An 18,025-nucleotide genomic window follows, 5' to 3' on the forward strand; every position below is an offset into this window, starting at 1 on the left:
CCCGCCTCGGCCCGCCGCGCTGCCCCGCCCTGCCACGGAGGCCAAGCATGAGCTGCCCGCACCGCCCCGAAGACATCGTCCACCAGGAAAAAGCGCAGCTGGATTTCACGCGCGACATGACCTACGGCGACTACCTGCATCTGGATCAGGTGCTGGGCGCGCAGCATCCGCTGTCGCCCGAGCACAACGAGATGCTCTTTATCATCCAGCACCAAACCAGCGAACTCTGGATGAAGCTGATGCTGCATGAGTTGCGCGCAGCCATCGCCAGCGTGGCGGCCGACCGGCTGCAACCGGCCTTCAAGATGCTGGCGCGAGTCAGCAAGATCATGGAGCAGCTGGTTCATGCCTGGGATGTGCTGGCCACGATGACGCCGCCCGAATATTCGGCGCTGCGGCCGTACCTTGCGCGTTCCAGCGGATTCCAGAGCTACCAGTACCGCCAGATCGAATTCCTGCTGGGCAACAAGAATGCGGCCATGCTGAAACCGCATGCGCACCGCGAAGACCTGCTGGCCCAGGTGCGCAGCGCGTACGACGCGCCCTCGCTGTATGACGAGTCCCTGCGGCTCTTGGCGCGCCATGGCATCGCCGTGCCGGCGGACCGCCTGGAACGTGACTGGACCCAGCCCTATGAATCGTCGGAAGGCGTGGAAGCCGCATGGTTGACGGTGTACCGCGACACCGATCGCTATTGGGACCTGTATCAGCTGGGCGAAAAACTGACCGATCTGGAAGACGCGTTCCGACTGTGGCGATTCCGCCACGTCACAACGGTTGAGCGCGTCATCGGCTTCAAGCGCGGCACCGGCGGCACGTCGGGCGTGGATTACCTGCGGCGGATGCTGGATGTCGTCCTGTTCCCCGAGATCTGGAAACTGCGCACGGAACTGTAAGGGCCCGTCCCCTTTTGCGCCCGGTGGCGGGCTGCCGATTCTGGCCTGCCCGCCCTGGTCTACCGGGAAAAACCCGTGCTAGAATTTGGGGTTACTTTTTGGATACGTGGCTGGAATCCTTGCGTGGGCGTTCTACTGTGAACGGCATAACGCGTCCTGGCTGGCGACCCTACAACTTGAAAGACCCCTTGGCGGGTCCTAGGATAAGCACCATGAAAGAAGGCATTCACCCCGAATACCGCGAAGTCGTCTTCGCCGACCTGCAAACGGGTAACAAGTTCATCACCCGTTCGACCGTGCACACGCGCGAAACCGTCGAAATCGACGGCAAGACGTACCCGCTCTTCAAGTGCGACGTGACCTCCGAATCGCACCCGTTCTATACGGGCGCCCAAACGCGTATCGTCGAAACCGGCCGTGTGGAAAAGTTCCGCGCCCGCTTCGCCCGTACCGCCGGCACGGTCAAGTCCGCTTCCTGATCCTGTTGCTCCTACGGGAGTCACAGCAAAAAGGCAGCCTCCGGGCTGCTTTTTTTTCCTCCCTTGCCTGCTTTTTGCAAGCCAGGGGCTGGCGCAACCTGATCCCTCGGTTACATTAACGCCCGTGTCCCCACTTTCTTTTTCCACTCCTGCCCGGCTCACGTCCGTGGCAACCGCGAAGCTTCCCAGGTTGATCCTGCTGGGCCTGGCGCTGGCCTATATTGTGGCCGGCCTGTTCATGCGCGACCCGTGGAAAACGGACGATGCGGTTGGCCTGGCGACGATGATCACCGCCATCCGGGAAGGCGGCATCACGTGGCTGCTGCCCCAGGTCGGGCTGCTGGCTCATGCCGAAGAAGGCCCGCTGATCACCTGGGTGGGCGCCGTCTGCATCTGGCTGTTCGGCCCGTTCATCGGCGACATCACCGCCGGCCGCCTGCCGAATCTGCTGTGGTTCGGCATCACTGCCTCCAGTGTCTGGTACGGCACCTACCTGCTGGGCCGCCGTAGCGAAGCCCAACCCCTGGCGCTGCCCTTCGGCGGCGAACCCGAACCGCGCGACTACGGACGCATGCTGGCCGACGCCGCGCTGCTGCTGCTGCTGGCCACCGTGGGCATCCTTCAGCGCACGCACGAAACCACTGTCGTACCCGCCATCATGGCCTGCCAGGCGCTGGCTTTTTATTCGTTGGCGCGCAGCGTCGACCGGCCGGTTACCGGCACCACCACGCTGGGCATCGCGCTGGCCGCAAGCTTTCTTACGCGCGGTTGGGTGGGCGCGATTCCCATCATGATCGGCGCACTGCTGGCGTTCTATCCGCGCAGCCAATTGTGGAAGTGCAAGCGCTGGCTGCCGTGGGCGGTGCTGGTGACGGTAGCGCTGATCCTGGCGTGGTGGATCCCGGCCAGCGAAAGCAGCCAGTATTGGATCCGCAACTGGAAGACCTGGAACCTGACGTCATTCGCCTTGCCGACCTGGCATGACATGGGCCGCACGCTGCGCGACTTGCCCTGGTACTTGTGGCCGACATGGCCTTTGGCGCTGTTGGCGGTTTGGCGCTGGCGCGAATGGATCTACGCCCCGCACATCTGGCTGCCGTTGATGCTGCTGGTCTGCGCGGCACTGGTGCTGTTCGTACTGGAAGAGGCGTCCGACTCCGAATACGTGATGCTGGCCGTACCCTGCGCCGTGCTGGGCGCGTTCTCGTTACCCACGCTGCGCCGTGGCGTGGTCAATACGCTGGACTGGTTTGCCGTCATGTGTTTTTCGCTGACGGCCGCCACCGCGTGGCTCGGCTGGGTGGCCCTGCACTTCAATTGGCCGGCGCAGATTTCCCGCAACATTGCCCGCCAGACCACCGGCTACGAGCCCGTCATTTCGTGGGGCGCCTTCACGCTGGCGGTGATCTTTACCGTGGCCTGGATTGCGCTGGTGGTGTGGCGCCTGCGCGTACGCCCGCAAGCGCTGTGGCGCGGCACGGTGCTGTCCGCCGGCGGCCTGACCGTAACGTGGATTCTGCTTGTGCTGCTGTGGCAACCCGCCGTGGACTACGCGCGCAGCTATCGCACGGTATCGGGCCAACTGGCGCAGGCGCTGGCGCAACATGCGCGGCCCGGCGAATGCGTACGTGGCCTGAGCCTGGGCAGCGGCCAGCGCGCATCGTTCCTGATCTTCGACAATCTGACCTTCACGTTCGACGCGAAGTGCACGCTGATCCTGCAACAGACCAACAACCAGAGCCTGCGCGACAACACTGCCGCTTATAGCGACGGGGCCGACGTGTTGTGGCAGGGCGGCCGCCGCGCCGATCGCCAGGAAGTGTTCCGACTGCTGCGAGTCGGCCCGAACCGATGAATTCCGTCAACGCGGCGCCGATATCCTTCGGCGCCACTGTGCGCGGCATCGCCAAACAAGCGTGGCCGGTGCTGATCAGCCAGTGGGCCGGTATTTCGTTCGGCGTGCTGGACACCGCCATGACAGGCCACTCCAGCGCCAGCGACCTGGCCGCGATGGCCTTGTCCGCCTCTATCTACATCACCGTTTTCGTTGGCCTGATGGGCGTGGTACATGCGCTCATCCCCATCCTTGCGCAGCATTTCGGCGCCGGCAACAACGACGAAGTCGGCCGCAGCTGGGGCCAGGGCGTCTGGCTGGCGCTGGGCTTGTCCGTGGTGGGCGCGGTGCTGATGCTGTTCCCGGACGTGTGGTTGTCGATGTCGGGCGACGTGGCGCCGGGCGTGCGCGAACGGATCGGGTCCTACTTGCAGGCTTTGGTGCTGGCCCTGCCGGCGGCGCTGGTGTTTCGCACCATCTACGCGCTGGGCACCTCGGTGTCACGGCCAAAGCTGGTCATGGCAATCAACCTGTCCGCTATTGCATTCAAGGCGTTTTTCAACTGGCTGTTCATCTACGGCAACCTGGGCCTGCCCGCGATGGGCGCCACCGGCGCGGGGCTGGCAACCGCCGTGGTGTCGTGGATGAGCCTGGGCCTGGGCCTCTGGGTCATCACGCACGATCGCTTCTATCGCCGCTTCAATCTGCGCGTGGGCAAGCCCGACTGGAAGACGTTGAAGGAACTGCTGCGCCTGGGCATCCCCATGGGCGGCTCGTACCTGGTCGAGGTGTCGGCCTTTACCTTCATGGCCCTGCTGGTGGCGCGCGAAGGCACGTATGTCACGGGCGGACACCAGATCATGTCGAACCTGGCGGCCCTGTGCTACATGATGCCCATGGCGCTGGGCGTGGCCACCGCGGCGCTGACCGCGCAGGCCATCGGCGCGGGCAATCTTGCGCACGCGCATCGCACCGGCATGGCCGGGCTGGCGCTGGGCCTGATCGGCGCATTGTTGACCGCCGCCGTGCTGTTGGTGGGCCGGCCCCTGATCCTTGCCGCATACACGGACGACATCGGCGTGGCTGCCGTGGCAACGACGCTGCTGGCGGTGTTGCCGCTGTTTCACCTGTTCGATTCCATGCAATGCATCAACTCTTACCTGCTGCGCGCCTACAAGGTTGCGGTGGTGCCGCTGCTGTTGCAGGTGGTGGCGCTGGCGGGCGTGGGGCTGGTCGGCGGCTGGTGGTTCGGCTTTGGCCCCGGCCGGGGTGGCCTGGACGGCGTCCGCAACGCGTTGCTGCCCGGCTCACCCGAAGGCGCGGGCAGCATGTGGTTGATGGCAATGGTGGGCTTGGCGCTGTCCGCCATCCTGCTGCACATCTGGTACCGCCGCATCGTTCGCACGTTGGCCGTGGGGCGGTAGCCAACGCGGCCCTTGCCTGGCGCCCTCCCCTGGCGCCTTTCCGCGGGGTTACGGAAATAAAAAAGCAGCCAGATGGCTGCTTTTTTTGTGATTGACGGCTGAAACCGGAAACAACCGGGTCAGACAGCCTCGATCAAACCACCTTCGGTCGCTTGTCGATCACGCGGCGCGCCTTGCCGGTCAGCGTGCGTTCCACATGGCCGGCGTCCGACACCTGGATGCGCGCGCTGACGCCGATGTGCGTCTTCACGGCATGCTGCAATTGCTTGCCCAGGTTATTGCGTTCGGCCTCCGACAGCCCCGAGAACTCGGCGCGCACTTCGGTCAGGATTTCAAGCTCGTCCATATTGCCGGTACGCGACAGGACCAGCTGATAATGCGGCGCCAGCTGGGCGATCTTGAGCACCAGTTCTTCCACTTGCGTCGGGAACATGTTCACGCCCCGCACGATCAACATGTCGTCGCTGCGGCCGGTGATCTTGCCGATGCGGCGCATGCTGCGCGCCGTGGGCGGCAACAGGCGGGTCAGGTCTCGGGTGCGGTAGCGGATGATCGGCATCGCCTCTTTGGTCAGCGACGTGAACACCAGTTCGCCGGCCTCGCCATCGGCCACCGGTTCGCCGGTGTCCGGATTGATGATCTCGGCGTAGAAGTGGTCTTCCCAGACGACCGGGCCGTCTTTGGTTTCCACGCACTCGCTGGCCACGCCCGGGCCCATCACTTCCGACAAGCCGTAGATATCCACCGCATCGATACCGGCTTCGGCCTCGATATCGGCACGCATCTGGCCCGTCCACGGCTCGGCGCCGAAGATGCCGATACGCAGCGAGCTTTGACGCGGATCAATGCCCTGGCGGCGCTGTTCTTCGAGAATATTGCAGAAATAGGAGGGCGTGACCATGATGATGTCCGGACGGAAATCGTTGATCAACTGCACCTGCTTTTCGGTTTGCCCGCCCGACATCGGGATGACCGTGCAACCCAGGCGCTCGGCGCCGTAATGCGCGCCCAGCCCGCCAGTGAACAGGCCATAGCCATAGGCGATGTGCACCGTGTCGCCCGGCTTGCCGCCGGCCGCGCGGATCGAGCGCGCCACCAGGTTCGCCCAGTTGTCCAGGTCGCCCTTGGTGTAGCCCACCACCGTCGGTTTGCCCGTGGTGCCGCTGGACGCGTGAACGCGCGAAATACGCTCGCGCGGCACGGCAAACATGCCGAACGGATAGTTGTCGCGCAGTTCCTTCTTGGTCGTGAAAGGAAACTTCGAAATATCGGACAGCTGCTTCAGGTCGTCGGGATGCACGCCCGCTTCGTCGAACGCTTTCTTGTAATGCGCAACATTGTCGTACGCATGCTTGAGCGACCACTTGAGGCGCTCGAGCTGCAGCGCGCGCAGCTCGTCCTGGCTGGCATGCTCGATGGGGTCCAGCCCCGGCTTGCTCATGGTGTTGGACATGGTTATCTCTCTCCTGAATTTCTCTTTACGCCGGTCCGCTCGGCGCGCGGGTTCTATCTTTGTTGGATGACGAATGTTCTAGTGGCGTTGGACCGTCATCCTCAGCCTTCGGCGGGAACCCCCACGATCTGGCCCTTGATGCGATAGGACCGCCCGCGAAACAGGGCGACATTGCGGCCGTCCTGGTTGGTAACGGTAACGTCGTACACGCCCGTGCGGCCGGCCAGCGAGCGCTCTTGCGCCACGGCGGTCAGCAAGTCGCCTTCGAAACCCGGCGCCAGGTAATCAATGGTGCAGCCCGACGCCACGGTGCTGACATTGCGGGAATTGCACGAGAACGCGAACGCGCTGTCGGCCAGCGCAAAGATAAAGCCGCCGTGGCAGGTCTTGTGGCCGTTCAGCATGTCGCCGCGCACGCGCATCGTCAGCCGCGCATAGCCGGGCGCCATTTCCTCGACCTTCATGTCCAGGCCTTGCGAGGCTGCGTCGCCCGCGTACATCACGGTGCCAACGGCCTGCGCCAATTCCTGCGGATCGCTGGGCGCTTCAATGGGGGGAACGTGCACGGTCATCATTGCCCCTTGAATTGCGGTTCGCGCTTGCCCAGGAACGCGGCCACGCCTTCGGCGTAGTCGGCGCTACGGCCCAGTTCGCGCATCATGTCGCGTTCCAGATCCAGCTGCGTCGACAGATCATTGCCCAGGCTGGCCTGCATGGCCCGCTTGGTGTATGCCAGACCCTTGGTGGGTGCCGTGGAAAAGTGCTGCGCCAACCGTTCCAGGGTGGCGTCGAATTCCTCGTCCGCCACGCACTGCCAGATCAGGCCCCATTCCTCGGCCTGCTTGGCGCTGAGCTTGTCGCCTAGCATCGCCAGGCCCATGGCGCGCGCGCGGCCCACCAGTCGCGGCAGCGCGAACGTGCCGCCGGTGTCGGGGATCAAGCCCAGGCGGCAGAACGACTGAATAAAATTGGCCGACGCCTTGGCGATAACGATGTCGCCCGCGAACGCCAAGTTGGCGCCCGCCCCCGCCGCCACGCCGTTCACGCCGACCACAACCGGCAACGGCAAGGCGTTCAAGCGGCGCACCAGCGGCGCGTAGAACTTGTCGACGGTTTCGCCCAGGTCGGGCGGCGTACCGTCTTCGGCGGGCTTGCGCTCGCTTAAGTCTTGCCCTGCGCAAAAGCCCCGCCCTGCGCCGGTCAGCACCAACACGCGCGCGCCTTCGGTTTCCACGCGCGTCAACGCGTCGGCCACTTCGGCGTGCATGTTCGCGGTGAAGCTGTTCAGCTTGTCCGGGCGGTTCAGCGTCAGTCGGGCGATGCCGCCCGACAAATCAAATTGAATATCCTGATAGCTCATAAGCGTCGCCCTGCTTAGACGTGACGGCGGGTTTGCACCACGCGGAAGCGGTTGGACACGAAGGCGGTGTCGGACAGCGCGGCGTTGGCGGCCGGGTTGGCGCCGGTGCCGTGGAAGTCGCTGAAGGCCGCGGTCTGGTTGACGAACACCGCGCCCGTCAGGTTCAGCGACAGCGACACGCCGGACACTTCGGCCGCGTCCTGCACCTGGTCGGCCACTTGGGGGTCGGTGGTGTAGGCCGACAGCGACAGCGCACCGTGCTGAATGACGCTGTCACGCGCCAGCTCGACGCTGTGGGCGGTGGAATCCGTAGCCACCACGAAGGCGATCGGGCCAAACCATTCCTGGCTGATGGCGGCGTTGCCGGCTTCCGTACGCAGCAGCAGCGGCGTGCGCACGCGGGCATTTTCAAACTGCGGGTGCGTCAGCGCCTTGCTGTCCGCCACCACCGGCAGGCCCAGCGCGCGGGCCTTTTCGATGCGCTCGACGATGCCGTCGTTCTGGATGGCGCCCGTCAATTCCACGGCGCGGGCGGCGTCGGCGCCCAGCTTCTCCAGCGCCACGCCCAGGGCAGCCGCGACGTCGTCAAAACTGACGCGGCCTTCCGGCGTGTTGATGCCGTCGCGCGGCACGTAGATGTTTTGCGGCGCCGTGCACATCTGGCCCGAGTACAACGCCAACGAGAACGCCAGGTTGCGCGCCACGCCCTTCAGGTCGTCGGTGGAATCGATGATGACCTGGTTGACACCGGCCTTCTCGGTGTAGACCAGCGCCTGGCGGGCGTTGTCTTCCAGCCAGTTGCCGTTGGCGGTGCTGCCGGTGAAGTCCACGATCTTGACGGCCGGGTCCAGCGCCAGCTTCTGCGCCGTGTCGTCGCCGGCTTCGTGCGCGGCCAGCAACACCACATCGGGATCAAAGCCGGCTTCTTGCAGCACTTCGCGCGCGACCTTCACGGTGATGGCCAGCGGCAGGATCGCGCCCGGGTGCGGCTTGACGATAACGGTGTTGCCCGTGGCCAGGCTGGCGAACATGCCGGGGTAGCCGTTCCACGTTGGGAACGTCGAGCAACCGATCACCAGCGCCACGCCACGCGGCACCACGGTGAACTGCTTTTCCATGCGGATGGGGTCATTTTTGCCTTGCGGCTTTTCCCACATCGCCACGCCCGGAATGCGCGACATTTCCTGCCAGGCGTAGGTCACGGCTTCAAAGCCGCGGTCTTGCGCGTGCGGGCCGCCGGCCTGAAAGGCCATCATGAAGCCCTGGCCGGTGGTGTGCTGCACGGCGTAGGCAATTTCAAAACTCAGCTTGTTCAAGCGCGCCAGGATTTCCAGCGACACGCCCACCCAGGCTTGCGGACCGGCACGGCGCCAATCTTCCAGCGCGCGCTTGGACGCGCCGATCAGCTTGTCGACCGGCACATGCGGGTACGTAATGCCAAGGTCGAAACCGTAGGGCGATTTCTCGCCGCCCACCGTGCCGTCGGCGTCGTGCAGGTTCAGGGGAAACGGTTTGCCCTTGAGGGCTTCGAAGGCGGCGCGGCCGTCGTCGTTGGCGGTTTCGCCATAGTTGCGCGGGCTGGGCGATTCGGCAAACGGGCTCCAGTAGCCGCGCAGCGCGGCAGCCGCCAGGGATAGTTCCAGCACGGGCTGGTGACGCTCGAAGAATTTTTGGGACACGCTTGTCTCTCCAATGAATTAGGGGTGTCTGACCGGCACGGGCCGCGTCAGGTTTCCTGGTCGAAGTCGATGACCAGGCGGTCGCTGACCGGAAAGCTCTGGCAGCTCAGTACGAAACCGCGCGCCACTTCGTAGTCTTCCAGGGCGAAGTTGGCATCCATGTCCACTTCGCCTTCGATGACCTTGCAGCGGCAGGTGGAACACACGCCGCCCTTGCACGAATAGGGCAGCTCGATTCCCTGCGCCAGCGCCGAGTCCAGCACGCTGTCTTTATTCTTATCAATCACGAACATGCGGCTGTGGCCGTCTTGCACCACGGTCACTTCGCACTGGCCCTTGCCTGGCGCCTGCGGGGCGTCGTGGCCGGTACGCAGTGCGCGCGGCCCCTTGGGCGCGCCGAACAGTTCAAACTTGATGTTCGCCTTGGGAATGCCGCGCGCTTGCAGCCGCTCAACCACGCTTTCGGTCATGGTTTGCGGACCACAGACAAAAGCGTAATCGATGTCTTCGGGGCTCATCCAGGCCGACATCAGCTGGTCGACCTTATCGCCGTCCAGGCGGCCGTTGAACAGTTCAATGTCTTGCGTCTCGCGGCTCATGACGTAGACCAGCGAGAAGCGCTCCATGTACAGGTTTTTCAGGTCTTCGATTTCTTCGCGGAACAGCACGGCCGACGACGCACGGTTGCCAAAGAACAGCGTGAACTTGCTGCGCGGCTCGATCGACAGCGCGGTTTTCACCAGCGAGAACACCGGCGTGATGCCGCTGCCCACCGCGAAGGCCACGTAATGGCGCTGGTTCTCGGGCGAGAAGTCCACCGTGAAGTTGCCGGCGGGCGCCATCACTTCCAGCGTCTGGCCGGGTTGCAGTTCATGGTTGGCCCAGCTGGAGAACGCGCCTTCGTCGACCTTCTTGATGGCCACGCGCAGCAGCTTGTCGTGCGGCGCGGAACAGATCGAGTACGAGCGGCGCAGCTCTTCGCCGTTCAGCTGCGTGCGCAGGGTCAGGTACTGCCCCGGCAGGAAGGCGAACTCGTCGGTCAGCGTGTCGGGCAGGTCAAAGGTCACGACCACGGCATCACGCGTGTTGCGCGCCACCGAGGCCACCTTCAAGGAATGAAATTGGTTGCTCATCTTGAAACCGCTCTCAGTGAGTCTTGAAATAATCGAAGGGTTCGCGGCAAGACACGCAGCGATACAGCGCCTTGCACGACGTGGACCCGAAGTTGCTGACCATCCGCGTATCGCGAGAGCCGCAGCGCGGGCACGCGATGGCGGGCGCGACAGCGCGGCGGCTGATGCCCGAAATGTCGATGGCGCGCTCGGCGGGCGCGGCGATGCCGTAACCCTTGAGCGCTTCGCGGCCCTTTTCGCTCATCCAGTCGGTCGTCCAGGCGGGCGCCAGGCGGGTGTCGACACGGACGTCGGCCACGCCATGGCGGGCCAGCGTCTGTTGGATGTCCTGCGTGATTTCGCGCATGGCCGGGCAGCCGGAATACGTGGGGGTGATGACGACGACACAGGTGTCGCCTTCCCAATTCACCTCACGCACCACGCCCAGGTCCACCACGGACAGCACGGGGATCTCCGGGTCGGGGACCTCGTGCAGCCAGGCGTAGACCTGGTCGGCGGAAACGGGCGCCAGCGCGTTCACCAGGTGGCTCCCGGGTAGGCGCGCGGCAGGTACTGCATTTCGGCCAGCACGTAGCCCAGCTCTTCGGTGTGCTTGCCCTGGCGACCGCCCCGGTAGGCCAGATGGTCGGCTGCGGTTTCATCGGGAACAGTCAGCGTGGCTTCTTCCAGCACTTCGCGCACGTGCGCCAGCCACGGTTCGCGCAGCGCGGCCAGTTCACAGCCGATGCCGCGCGCGGCCACGTCCTGGTCCACGGCGTCGTCGGCGAACAGTTCGCCGGTAAAGCGCCAGGCGTCGTCGATGGCGGCCTGCATCTTGGCGTGGCTTTCATCGGTGCCGTCGCCCAGGCGCACGACCAGGTCCGACGAGCGGCGCACATGGTAAGTGACTTCCTTGATGGACTTGGCGGCGATGGCGGCCACGCGTTCGTCGGAGGATTGTTCCAGGCGTTGCAGCAGGAAGTAGTGCCAGACGTCGAACAGGAACTGGCGCGCCATGGTGTCGGCATAGTTGCCATTGGCGCGTTCGACCAGCAACACGTTATGGAACTGGTGAGCGTCGCGGTGATAGGCCAGCGCATCTTCATCGCGGCCCGCGCCTTCGACGTCACCCGCCAGCGTCAGCCACATGCGCGCCTGCCCCAGCAGGTCCAGCGCGGTATTGGTCAGCGCCAGGTCCTCTTCCAGGATGGGGCCGTGCCCGGTCCACGCGCCCAGCCGCTGCGACAGGATGAGCGACGAATCGCCCAGGCGCAGCAGGTATTCAAACAAAGTCTTGTCCATGTCCGCCTGCCGCCTTACATGTGCTTGATTTCTTCGGGCATCGGGAAAAACGTGGGATGCCGGTAGACCTTGCTGTTGGCCGGCTCGAACAAGGGTTCCTTGTCGCCGGGGCTGCTGGCCGAGATGTCCGAGGCGCGCACGACCCAGATGCTCAGGCCTTCGTTGCGGCGCGTGTAGACGTCACGCGCGTGATTGATCGCCATTTCGGCGTCCGGGGCATGCAGGCTGCCGACGTGCTTGTGGGCCAGGCCGTGCTGGCTGCGGATGAACACTTCCCACAAAGGCCAGTCTTTGCTCATGATGGATATCCTTGAAATGCCGGGCGCGCGCGGCGCGCACCGGTATGCAGTGAAGGTTGCGGTATGGGTTGCAGCAAGGGTTGCGGCGCGGGATGCGGACGCGGGTTGCAGGCGCGGGTTGCGGACGGGCAGGCGTTGCAGACCGCCTCAAGCGGCCTTGCGTTGCGCCTTCTTGTCCGCGTAAGCGACCAATGCGTCGCGCACCCAGGCGCCGTCTTCGTGCGCCTTGACGCGCGCGGCCAGGCGTTCGCGGTTGCACGGCCCATTGCCCTTGAGCACGGCGTAGAACTCGCTCCAGTCGATCTCGCCGAAGTCGTAGTGGCCGCGTTCCGCGTTCCACTTCAGGTCGGGGTCCGGCACGGTCAGGCCCAGGTATTCGGCCTGCGGCACGGTCTGGTCCACCATCTTCTGGCGCAGCTCGTCGTTGGAGAAAAGCTTGATCTTCCAGGCCATCGATTGCGCGCTGTTGGGCGAATCGGCGTCCGACGGGCCGAACATCATCAGCGCCGGCCACCACCAGCGGTTCAGCGAATCCTGCACCATCGCCTTTTGCTCGGGCGTGCCATGCAGGCACATCTGCATCAACAGGTCATAGCCCTGGCGCTGGTGGAAGGACTCTTCCTTACAGACGCGCACCATGGCGCGCGCGTAGGGGCCGTAGGAACAGCGGCACAGCGGAATCTGGTTGATGATGGCCGAGCCATCGACCAGCCAACCGATCATGCCGATGTCCGCCCAGCTAAGGGTCGGGTAATTGAAGATGCTGGAGTACTTGGCGCGGCCCGCGTGCAGGTCGTCAATCAGGTCATCGCGCGAGACGCCCAGCGTCTCGGCAGCGCTGTACAGATACAGCCCGTGGCCGGCCTCGTCCTGCACCTTGGCCAGCAGGATCGCCTTGCGCTTGAGCGACGGGGCCCGCGTGATCCAGTTGCCTTCGGGCAGCATGCCGACGATTTCCGAGTGCGCGTGCTGCGAGATCTGGCGCACCAGCGTCTTGCGGTAGGCATCGGGCATCCAGTCCTTGGCCTCGATGCGCACGCCATCGTCTATGCGGCGCTGGAACGTCTGTTCGGGGCCTTCAAGCTGGTCGGCGGTTTTGACCTGCTTGACGCCGGTTTCGACGAGTTGAGCGTACATGTTTGTCTCCTTGAGACGGTTTGCGAAATCGCAAGGCAAACGTTCCGCAGCGCCGTCATGTCATAGGCGGATTATTTAATACAAAAAAACCATTGTCAAACGCAAAGCTGTATCACATTGGATTTATGTATCATATTGCGGATCCTGATATCGGCCGCATGCGGCCCCCCTTATGGCAAACCCTACGTCGCCTTTGGACCGTTTCCTGTCCCGCTTGCTGAAAAGCGACCCGCCTCGCGCCAAATCGCTGTGCGTCAGCTTGCTGGGGGACGCGTTGGCCCCTCACGGCGGCGCCATCTGGCTGGGCGACCTGATCGAATTGCTGGCCCCGCTTGGTATCAATGAACGCCTGCTGCGCACCAGCGTTTTCCGGCTGGTGGCGCAAAACTGGCTGCAATCGGAACGACATGGCCGGCGCAGTCTGTACCTGATTTCGGAACAGGGGCTGCGACATACCGCACATGCCTCGCAGCGCATCTACGAAGGTGCAACGCAGGACTGGAACGGGGAATGGACCCTGGTGGCGCTACCGCGCACGGGCAACGGGCTGGCCGAGCGCGCCGAGTTGCGTCGGGAATTGGTCTGGGAAGGGTTCGGCATGATCGCGCCGGGCCTGTTCGCCCACCCGCACACCGAGGCGCGGGCCGCGCACGACATTCTTGAAAAGCTGGGCATCCCGGATCGGGCGCTGGTGCTGTCCGCCCGGGATCTGGCCGGCGCGGGCGGCCTGCCGATCGCCAGCCTGGCGTCGCAATGCTGGAACCTGGACGACGTGGCCGAGCAGTATCGCCAGTTCTCCCGCAACTTTGGCCCGCTGGAAAAATTACTGGATGACGCGCCGCCGCCCGCCGACGCGTTCGTCGTGCGGGTCATGCTGCTGCACAATTGGCGCCGGATCGTCCTACACGACCCGCAGCTGCCCGGCCCGATGCTGCCCGACAACTGGCCGGGCCACGCCGCCCGCGCGTTGTGCGGAAGAATCTACTGGAAGGTTTTCGACGCGTCGGAGACGCATCTGAACGCGCGCGCCGGGCAAGATAATGCGCGCTATACGCCGCTGACGGCCGAGGTGGAATCCCGTTTCGGTGGTCGGCCGGCCTGACAGGCGTGGCGGCGGGCGGGTCAAGGACCCTCTGCCCGGTGCAGGCGGCCGAGTGGATGCAGGCCGGCTGAATGCAGGCCGGCTGAATGCAGGCCGGGTGGATGCAGGCCGATGAATGCGCCCCGCTGCATCCCGCCCGATACATGCGCCCCCTGAAAACCGCCCTGCCTACACCTTCAGCAGGTGCTCGCGGTAGTACTTGAGTTCGTCGATGGACTCGTAGATGTCGGCCAGCGCTTCGTGGCGGCTCTTTTTCTCAAAGCCCTTGTACACGGCCGGCGCCCAGCGGCGCGCCAATTCCTTCAGCGTGCTGACATCCAGGTTGCGGTAGTGGAAAAACTGCTCCAGGCGCGGCATGTACGCAAACATGAAGCGGCGATCCTGGCTGATGGTGTTGCCGCACAACGGCGACTTACCCGCCGGCACATGCTGCGCCAAAAACGCCAAGAGCGTATCCTCTGCCTGCGCTTCGGACACCGTGGACGCGCGCACCTTGTCGATTAGGCCGCTTTTGCCATGGGTGGATTTATTCCAGTTGTCCATGGCGTCAAGCAGGCTGTCAGGCTGGTGCACGACCAGCACCGGGCCTTCGGCCACGACCGTCAGGTCGGGTTCCGTCACCACGACGGCCACCTCGATGATGCGTTCTTTCTCGGGATCCAGCCCGGTCATTTCCATGTCGAGCCAGACCAGGCGATTTTCGTTCACAGCCATATAATTTGCCTATAAAACACGCGATTTTCGCACATCCCTACTGAGCAAAACGCTTCGCCCATGTTCACACTGCTGTTCGTTGCTTTCCTGCTGGCCGATATTGCCGTGCGCCTGTGGCTGGCCGGTCGCCAGATCCGCCACGTGGCGCGTAACCGCGATCGCGTGCCGGATGAATTTTCGCCTCGCATCGGCCTGACCAGCCATCAGCGCGCGGCCGATTACACCATCGCCCGCGTCAAACTGGGCATGCTTGAACGCACCTACGACGCCATTTTGCTGGTCTGCCTGACGTTGATGGGCGGCTTGCAATTCATCGACCTGATGGTTGGGCAGCTTACCAGCAATGATTTTTTGCGCCAGATGCTTTTGCTGGTCGTGGTGGCGCTGGTGCTTGGCGTGCTGGGCCTGCCTTTCACGCTGTGGCGGCAGTTCAAGCTTGAGGCGCGTTTTGGCTTCAACCGAATGACGCCCGAGCTATTCATTGCCGACACGGCCAAGGGCCTGCTGGTTGCCGCCGTGCTGGGCCTGCCGCTGGCCGCCGCTGTGCTGTGGTTGATGGGCAGCGCGGGCGCCTACTGGTGGGTCTGGGCGTGGGCGCTGTGGACGGTGTTCAACCTGGCGCTGCTGATCGTCTACCCCATGTTCATTGCCCCGCTTTTCAATAAATTCACGCCGCTGTCCGACCCGGACCTGGCCGGCCGCATTCAACGGCTGGCGCAGCGCTGCGGCTTCGCGCTGAACGGACTGTTCGTCATGGACGGCTCGCGCCGGTCCGCGCACGGCAATGCCTATTTCACCGGCTTTGGAAGGTCGCGCCGCATCGTGTTTTTCGACACGCTGCTGGCGCGCCTGAACGGCGATGAAATTGAAGCGGTGTTGGCCCACGAACTGGGTCATTTCGCCAAGCGTCATATCATCAAGCGCGTCGCCTTCAGCTTTGGCGCCGCGCTGGCCTTTTTTGCCATCCTGGGCTGGGTCTCGCAACAACCCTGGTTCTACATGGACCTGGGTGTGGTGCCCCAACTGGGCGGACGCAACGACGCGATGGCGTTGCTGCTGTTCTTCCTGGTCATTCCCGTTTTTACTTTCATGTTCACGCCGTTGGCCAGCTGGTACTCGCGTCGCGACGAATTCGAAGCGGACCGCTATGCGGCCGAGCAGAGTTCGCCGCAACATCTGGTGTCCGCGCTGGTCAAACTCTACGACGACAACGCCGCTACGCTGACTCCCGACCCTGTGCATTCCGCCTTCTACGATAGCCATCCCCCCGCCGCCGAGCGCATCCGCCACCTGATGGCGCCCACCGCATGAGCGCCCCGCGCAATGCCAGAAACGGCGTCGCAGCGCCCATGACCGACGCCGTGGGCGGCCAGCTGGACGGCCGCATCATCGCCGCGCACGGACGCCACTACACCGTTGAGCTTGCCGACGGATCGCTGCGCAAGTGCTTCCCCCGCGGCAAAAAGGCCGGCGCCGCCGTCGGCGACCGCGTGCGCATTGCCCCGCAAGGCAAGGACGAAGGCGCGATCGACGCGATCCTGCCGCGCACCAACCTGCTGTACCGGTCCGACGAGATGCGGTCCAAGCAGTTCGCCTCCAACGTCGACCAGTTATTGATCGTGATCGCGGTGCAGCCGACCTTCTCCGACGACCTGACCGGGCGAGCCCTGGCCGGCGCCTGGAGCGCGGGCATCTCGCCGCTGATCGTTTTGAACAAGACCGACCTGACAGAAGAATTGCCCGCCGCTCGCGCCCGCCTGGCGCCGATTGCGGCGTTGGGCGTGCCCGTGGTCGAGCTCAGCGCGCTGGAACCTGAGAAGGTGCACACGCTGCTGGCGCCTCGTCTGGCCGGGCGCACCAATCTGCTGCTGGGTCAAAGCGGCATGGGCAAGTCCACGCTGCTTAACGCATTGATCCCGGACGCGCGCGCGGCCACGCGCGAACACTCCACGGCGTTGGACATGGGCAAGCACACCACGACCAGCACGCGGCTTTATCACCTGCCCGATCCCGGCGGTGACCTGATCGATTCGCCCGGGTTCCAGGCGTTCGGCTTGCAACACCTGACGCGCGACGACATCATCCGCGGCTTCCCTGAATTTGCGCAGCCTATCGAGGAATGCCGCTTCTACAATTGCACGCACCGCCGTGAACCGGGCTGCGGCGTAGTGGCCGCCTTGCAGGCAGGCAAGATCAACCCGCTGCGCTACGCGCTATACGAGCGCATCCTTGAAGAGAATCTGGCGGGTCAGCAGCGCTATTGATTTTGGGGTGCTCGCGAACGCCGCGATGGCCATAAAGGCGACGGCAACAAAAACGGCCCGCAAGGGCCGTTTTCTATTGCACGGATAAATAGCGCGATGGTCTGGCCCGCTTTCGGCCATACCGTCAGCGCGGCTGCAATCCGTGGCGCAGCAGGTGATAGAGGTTGCGCAACATGCCCGCCGTTGCCCCCCAGATGAAATGCTTGCCGTAGGGCATCCCGTAGTAATTGCGCACGCGCCCGTCGTCCAGCCTGGCCTCGTACAGCCGATGATTGGCCGGGTCCATCAGGAACGACAGCGGCACTTCAAACACTTCAGCTACCTCGAACGCGTCGGGCGCCAGTTCAAAACCGGGCCGCACCAACGACACCACCGGAATGATCGAAAAACCCGTCGCCGTCAGGTAGGGCGGCATGCTGCCCAACACTTCCACATGGTCTTCCGGCAATCCGGTTTCTTCCTGCGCTTCGCGCAAGGCAGCGGCCACGGGTGTAGGGTCGCTGGTTTCGATGCGGCCACCCGGAAAGCTGATCTGCCCCGCGTGGTCATGCAGATGCGCGGCGCGCTGGGTCAGCATGATGTGTACGCCGTCGTCGCGCGTGACCAGCGGAATCAACACGGCCGCGGGCACCGGTGTGCCCTCGCGGCCGGGGTATCGCAGATCGTTGTCGCGCGAAAGCTCCAGCGTCCAGGTGGATGGCTGGTTCAGCGTGCCCCGCAGGCGATCCGGGGTCAACAGGCTGGCAGGTACGGCCGGCAGAGAATCATTGGCCACTACCCACGGTTGCGTTGCCGGATCGAAGCCCGGGCGCACAAGCGGCCGTCGAGGCCGCGCAGAATACGAGGAATCAGACATACGGCTTTGCTAAAAGAAAAAGGCACCCTCGCAGGTGCCTTTTTAACCCGGAAACCTGTGCCGGACGGAAACGCTGAATGGCGCGGACGTCCGACACTGGTAGGGCCGTGTGCC

The 18,025-nt window shown here is 64.3% G+C and carries 18 protein-coding genes; 7 read left to right on the forward strand and 11 right to left on the reverse strand.

Annotated elements, in window-relative coordinates; genetic code table 11:
* Positions 1 to 47: 47 nt before the first annotated feature.
* The 4 genes from kynA to AC0Z35_RS14880 all read left to right on the forward strand — a co-directional run bounded on the left by kynA (position 48) and on the right by AC0Z35_RS14880 (position 4,633).
* Positions 48 to 896: a tryptophan 2,3-dioxygenase gene (gene kynA, locus AC0Z35_RS14865; protein ID WP_046802764.1), complete on the forward strand. Its 849-nt coding sequence runs from the start codon at positions 48 to 50 to the stop codon at positions 894 to 896.
* Between the two features lie 212 nt (positions 897 to 1,108).
* On the forward strand, positions 1,109 to 1,375 hold the full coding sequence (locus AC0Z35_RS14870; protein WP_006218255.1) for a type B 50S ribosomal protein L31: 267 nt from the start codon (positions 1,109 to 1,111) through the stop codon (positions 1,373 to 1,375).
* Between the two features lie 124 nt (positions 1,376 to 1,499).
* A complete protein-coding gene (locus AC0Z35_RS14875) occupies positions 1,500 to 3,230 on the forward strand; it encodes an ArnT family glycosyltransferase (protein WP_485132385.1) in 1,731 nt (576 codons plus the stop codon).
* A complete protein-coding gene (locus tag AC0Z35_RS14880) occupies positions 3,227 to 4,633 on the forward strand; it encodes an MATE family efflux transporter (RefSeq protein WP_104143167.1) in 1,407 nt (468 codons plus the stop codon). The genes AC0Z35_RS14875 and AC0Z35_RS14880 overlap by 4 nt, the downstream gene beginning before the upstream one ends.
* Positions 4,634 to 4,766: 133 nt before the next feature.
* Here AC0Z35_RS14880 and paaK read toward each other — a convergent pair whose 3' ends face one another.
* The 9 genes from paaK to paaA form a co-directional block, all read right to left on the reverse strand.
* Positions 4,767 to 6,086: a phenylacetate--CoA ligase PaaK gene (gene paaK / locus AC0Z35_RS14885; protein ID WP_104143165.1), complete on the reverse strand. Its 1,320-nt coding sequence runs from the start codon at positions 6,084 to 6,086 to the stop codon at positions 4,767 to 4,769.
* Positions 6,087 to 6,187: 101 nt separating this feature from the next.
* Entirely contained in the window at positions 6,188 to 6,658 is a 471-nt protein-coding gene (gene paaI / locus AC0Z35_RS14890; protein WP_046802881.1) for a hydroxyphenylacetyl-CoA thioesterase PaaI, read from the reverse strand.
* Positions 6,658 to 7,446: a 2-(1,2-epoxy-1,2-dihydrophenyl)acetyl-CoA isomerase PaaG gene (gene paaG / locus AC0Z35_RS14895; protein ID WP_219991948.1), complete on the reverse strand. Its 789-nt coding sequence runs from the start codon at positions 7,444 to 7,446 to the stop codon at positions 6,658 to 6,660. The genes paaI and paaG overlap by 1 nt, the downstream gene beginning before the upstream one ends.
* 14 nt (positions 7,447 to 7,460) lie before the next feature.
* Positions 7,461 to 9,125 (reverse strand): phenylacetic acid degradation protein PaaN, encoded by a 1,665-nt coding sequence (paaN, locus tag AC0Z35_RS14900; protein ID WP_485132384.1) that lies wholly within the window; start codon positions 9,123 to 9,125, stop codon positions 7,461 to 7,463.
* 47 nt (positions 9,126 to 9,172) lie between these two features.
* Entirely contained in the window at positions 9,173 to 10,258 is a 1,086-nt protein-coding gene (gene paaE / locus AC0Z35_RS14905; RefSeq protein WP_046802758.1) for a 1,2-phenylacetyl-CoA epoxidase subunit PaaE, read from the reverse strand.
* Between the two features lie 13 nt (positions 10,259 to 10,271).
* Positions 10,272 to 10,778 (reverse strand): 1,2-phenylacetyl-CoA epoxidase subunit PaaD, encoded by a 507-nt coding sequence (gene paaD, locus AC0Z35_RS14910; RefSeq protein WP_046802757.1) that lies wholly within the window; start codon positions 10,776 to 10,778, stop codon positions 10,272 to 10,274.
* Entirely contained in the window at positions 10,775 to 11,539 is a 765-nt protein-coding gene (paaC, locus tag AC0Z35_RS14915) for a 1,2-phenylacetyl-CoA epoxidase subunit PaaC (protein ID WP_485132383.1), read from the reverse strand. Before paaC ends, paaD begins: the two co-directional genes overlap by 4 nt.
* A 14-nt stretch (positions 11,540 to 11,553) precedes the next feature.
* Positions 11,554 to 11,838: a 1,2-phenylacetyl-CoA epoxidase subunit PaaB gene (gene paaB / locus AC0Z35_RS14920; RefSeq protein ID WP_006218245.1), complete on the reverse strand. Its 285-nt coding sequence runs from the start codon at positions 11,836 to 11,838 to the stop codon at positions 11,554 to 11,556.
* 147 nt (positions 11,839 to 11,985) lie between these two features.
* Entirely contained in the window at positions 11,986 to 12,975 is a 990-nt protein-coding gene (gene paaA, locus AC0Z35_RS14925; RefSeq protein WP_050447890.1) for a 1,2-phenylacetyl-CoA epoxidase subunit PaaA, read from the reverse strand.
* A 172-nt stretch (positions 12,976 to 13,147) separates the two neighbouring features.
* Between paaA and paaX the strand changes: the two genes are divergently transcribed.
* Positions 13,148 to 14,077, forward strand: coding sequence for a phenylacetic acid degradation operon negative regulatory protein PaaX (gene paaX, locus AC0Z35_RS14930; protein ID WP_104143160.1), 930 nt, complete (start codon positions 13,148 to 13,150; stop codon positions 14,075 to 14,077).
* Between the two features lie 168 nt (positions 14,078 to 14,245).
* Here paaX and orn read toward each other — a convergent pair whose 3' ends face one another.
* Complete coding sequence (gene orn / locus AC0Z35_RS14935) at positions 14,246 to 14,791, reverse strand: oligoribonuclease (RefSeq protein ID WP_046802753.1); 546 nt, start codon at positions 14,789 to 14,791, stop codon at positions 14,246 to 14,248.
* 60 nt (positions 14,792 to 14,851) lie between these two features.
* Between orn and AC0Z35_RS14940 the strand changes: the two genes are divergently transcribed.
* Entirely contained in the window at positions 14,852 to 16,102 is a 1,251-nt protein-coding gene (locus tag AC0Z35_RS14940) for a M48 family metallopeptidase (RefSeq protein ID WP_046802752.1), read from the forward strand.
* Between the two features lie 38 nt (positions 16,103 to 16,140).
* Positions 16,141 to 17,055 (forward strand): ribosome small subunit-dependent GTPase A, encoded by a 915-nt coding sequence (gene rsgA, locus AC0Z35_RS14945; RefSeq protein ID WP_046802880.1) that lies wholly within the window; start codon positions 16,141 to 16,143, stop codon positions 17,053 to 17,055.
* A 124-nt stretch (positions 17,056 to 17,179) separates the two neighbouring features.
* On the opposite strand, the gene AC0Z35_RS14950 is transcribed toward rsgA, so the two are convergent.
* Complete coding sequence (locus tag AC0Z35_RS14950; protein ID WP_046802751.1) at positions 17,180 to 17,911, reverse strand: CoA pyrophosphatase; 732 nt, start codon at positions 17,909 to 17,911, stop codon at positions 17,180 to 17,182.
* Between the last annotated feature and the right edge of the window lie 114 nt (positions 17,912 to 18,025).

This window comes from Achromobacter sp. 1L-A-4-B-C2 (assembly GCF_057291955.1).

What these genes read in the sequence shown, in the direction of transcription:
- kynA (WP_046802764.1), top strand. Translation starts at nt 48, where the DNA reads ATGAGCTGCCCGCACCGCCCCGAAGACATCGTCCACCAGGAAAAAGCG.
- AC0Z35_RS14870 (WP_006218255.1), top strand. Translation starts at nt 1,109, where the DNA reads ATGAAAGAAGGCATTCACCCCGAATACCGCGAAGTCGTCTTCGCCGAC.
- AC0Z35_RS14880 (WP_104143167.1), top strand. Translation starts at nt 3,227, where the DNA reads ATGAATTCCGTCAACGCGGCGCCGATATCCTTCGGCGCCACTGTGCGC.
- paaK (WP_104143165.1), bottom strand. Translation starts at nt 6,086, where the DNA reads ATGTCCAACACCATGAGCAAGCCGGGGCTGGACCCCATCGAGCATGCC.
- paaI (WP_046802881.1), bottom strand. Translation starts at nt 6,658, where the DNA reads ATGACCGTGCACGTTCCCCCCATTGAAGCGCCCAGCGATCCGCAGGAA.
- paaG (WP_219991948.1), bottom strand. Translation starts at nt 7,446, where the DNA reads ATGAGCTATCAGGATATTCAATTTGATTTGTCGGGCGGCATCGCCCGA.
- paaE (WP_046802758.1), bottom strand. Translation starts at nt 10,258, where the DNA reads ATGAGCAACCAATTTCATTCCTTGAAGGTGGCCTCGGTGGCGCGCAAC.
- paaC (WP_485132383.1), bottom strand. Translation starts at nt 11,539, where the DNA reads ATGGACAAGACTTTGTTTGAATACCTGCTGCGCCTGGGCGATTCGTCG.
- paaB (WP_006218245.1), bottom strand. Translation starts at nt 11,838, where the DNA reads ATGAGCAAAGACTGGCCTTTGTGGGAAGTGTTCATCCGCAGCCAGCAC.
- paaA (WP_050447890.1), bottom strand. Translation starts at nt 12,975, where the DNA reads ATGTACGCTCAACTCGTCGAAACCGGCGTCAAGCAGGTCAAAACCGCC.
- paaX (WP_104143160.1), top strand. Translation starts at nt 13,148, where the DNA reads ATGGCAAACCCTACGTCGCCTTTGGACCGTTTCCTGTCCCGCTTGCTG.
- orn (WP_046802753.1), bottom strand. Translation starts at nt 14,791, where the DNA reads ATGGCTGTGAACGAAAATCGCCTGGTCTGGCTCGACATGGAAATGACC.
- AC0Z35_RS14940 (WP_046802752.1), top strand. Translation starts at nt 14,852, where the DNA reads ATGTTCACACTGCTGTTCGTTGCTTTCCTGCTGGCCGATATTGCCGTG.
- rsgA (WP_046802880.1), top strand. Translation starts at nt 16,141, where the DNA reads ATGACCGACGCCGTGGGCGGCCAGCTGGACGGCCGCATCATCGCCGCG.
- AC0Z35_RS14950 (WP_046802751.1), bottom strand. Translation starts at nt 17,911, where the DNA reads ATGTCTGATTCCTCGTATTCTGCGCGGCCTCGACGGCCGCTTGTGCGC.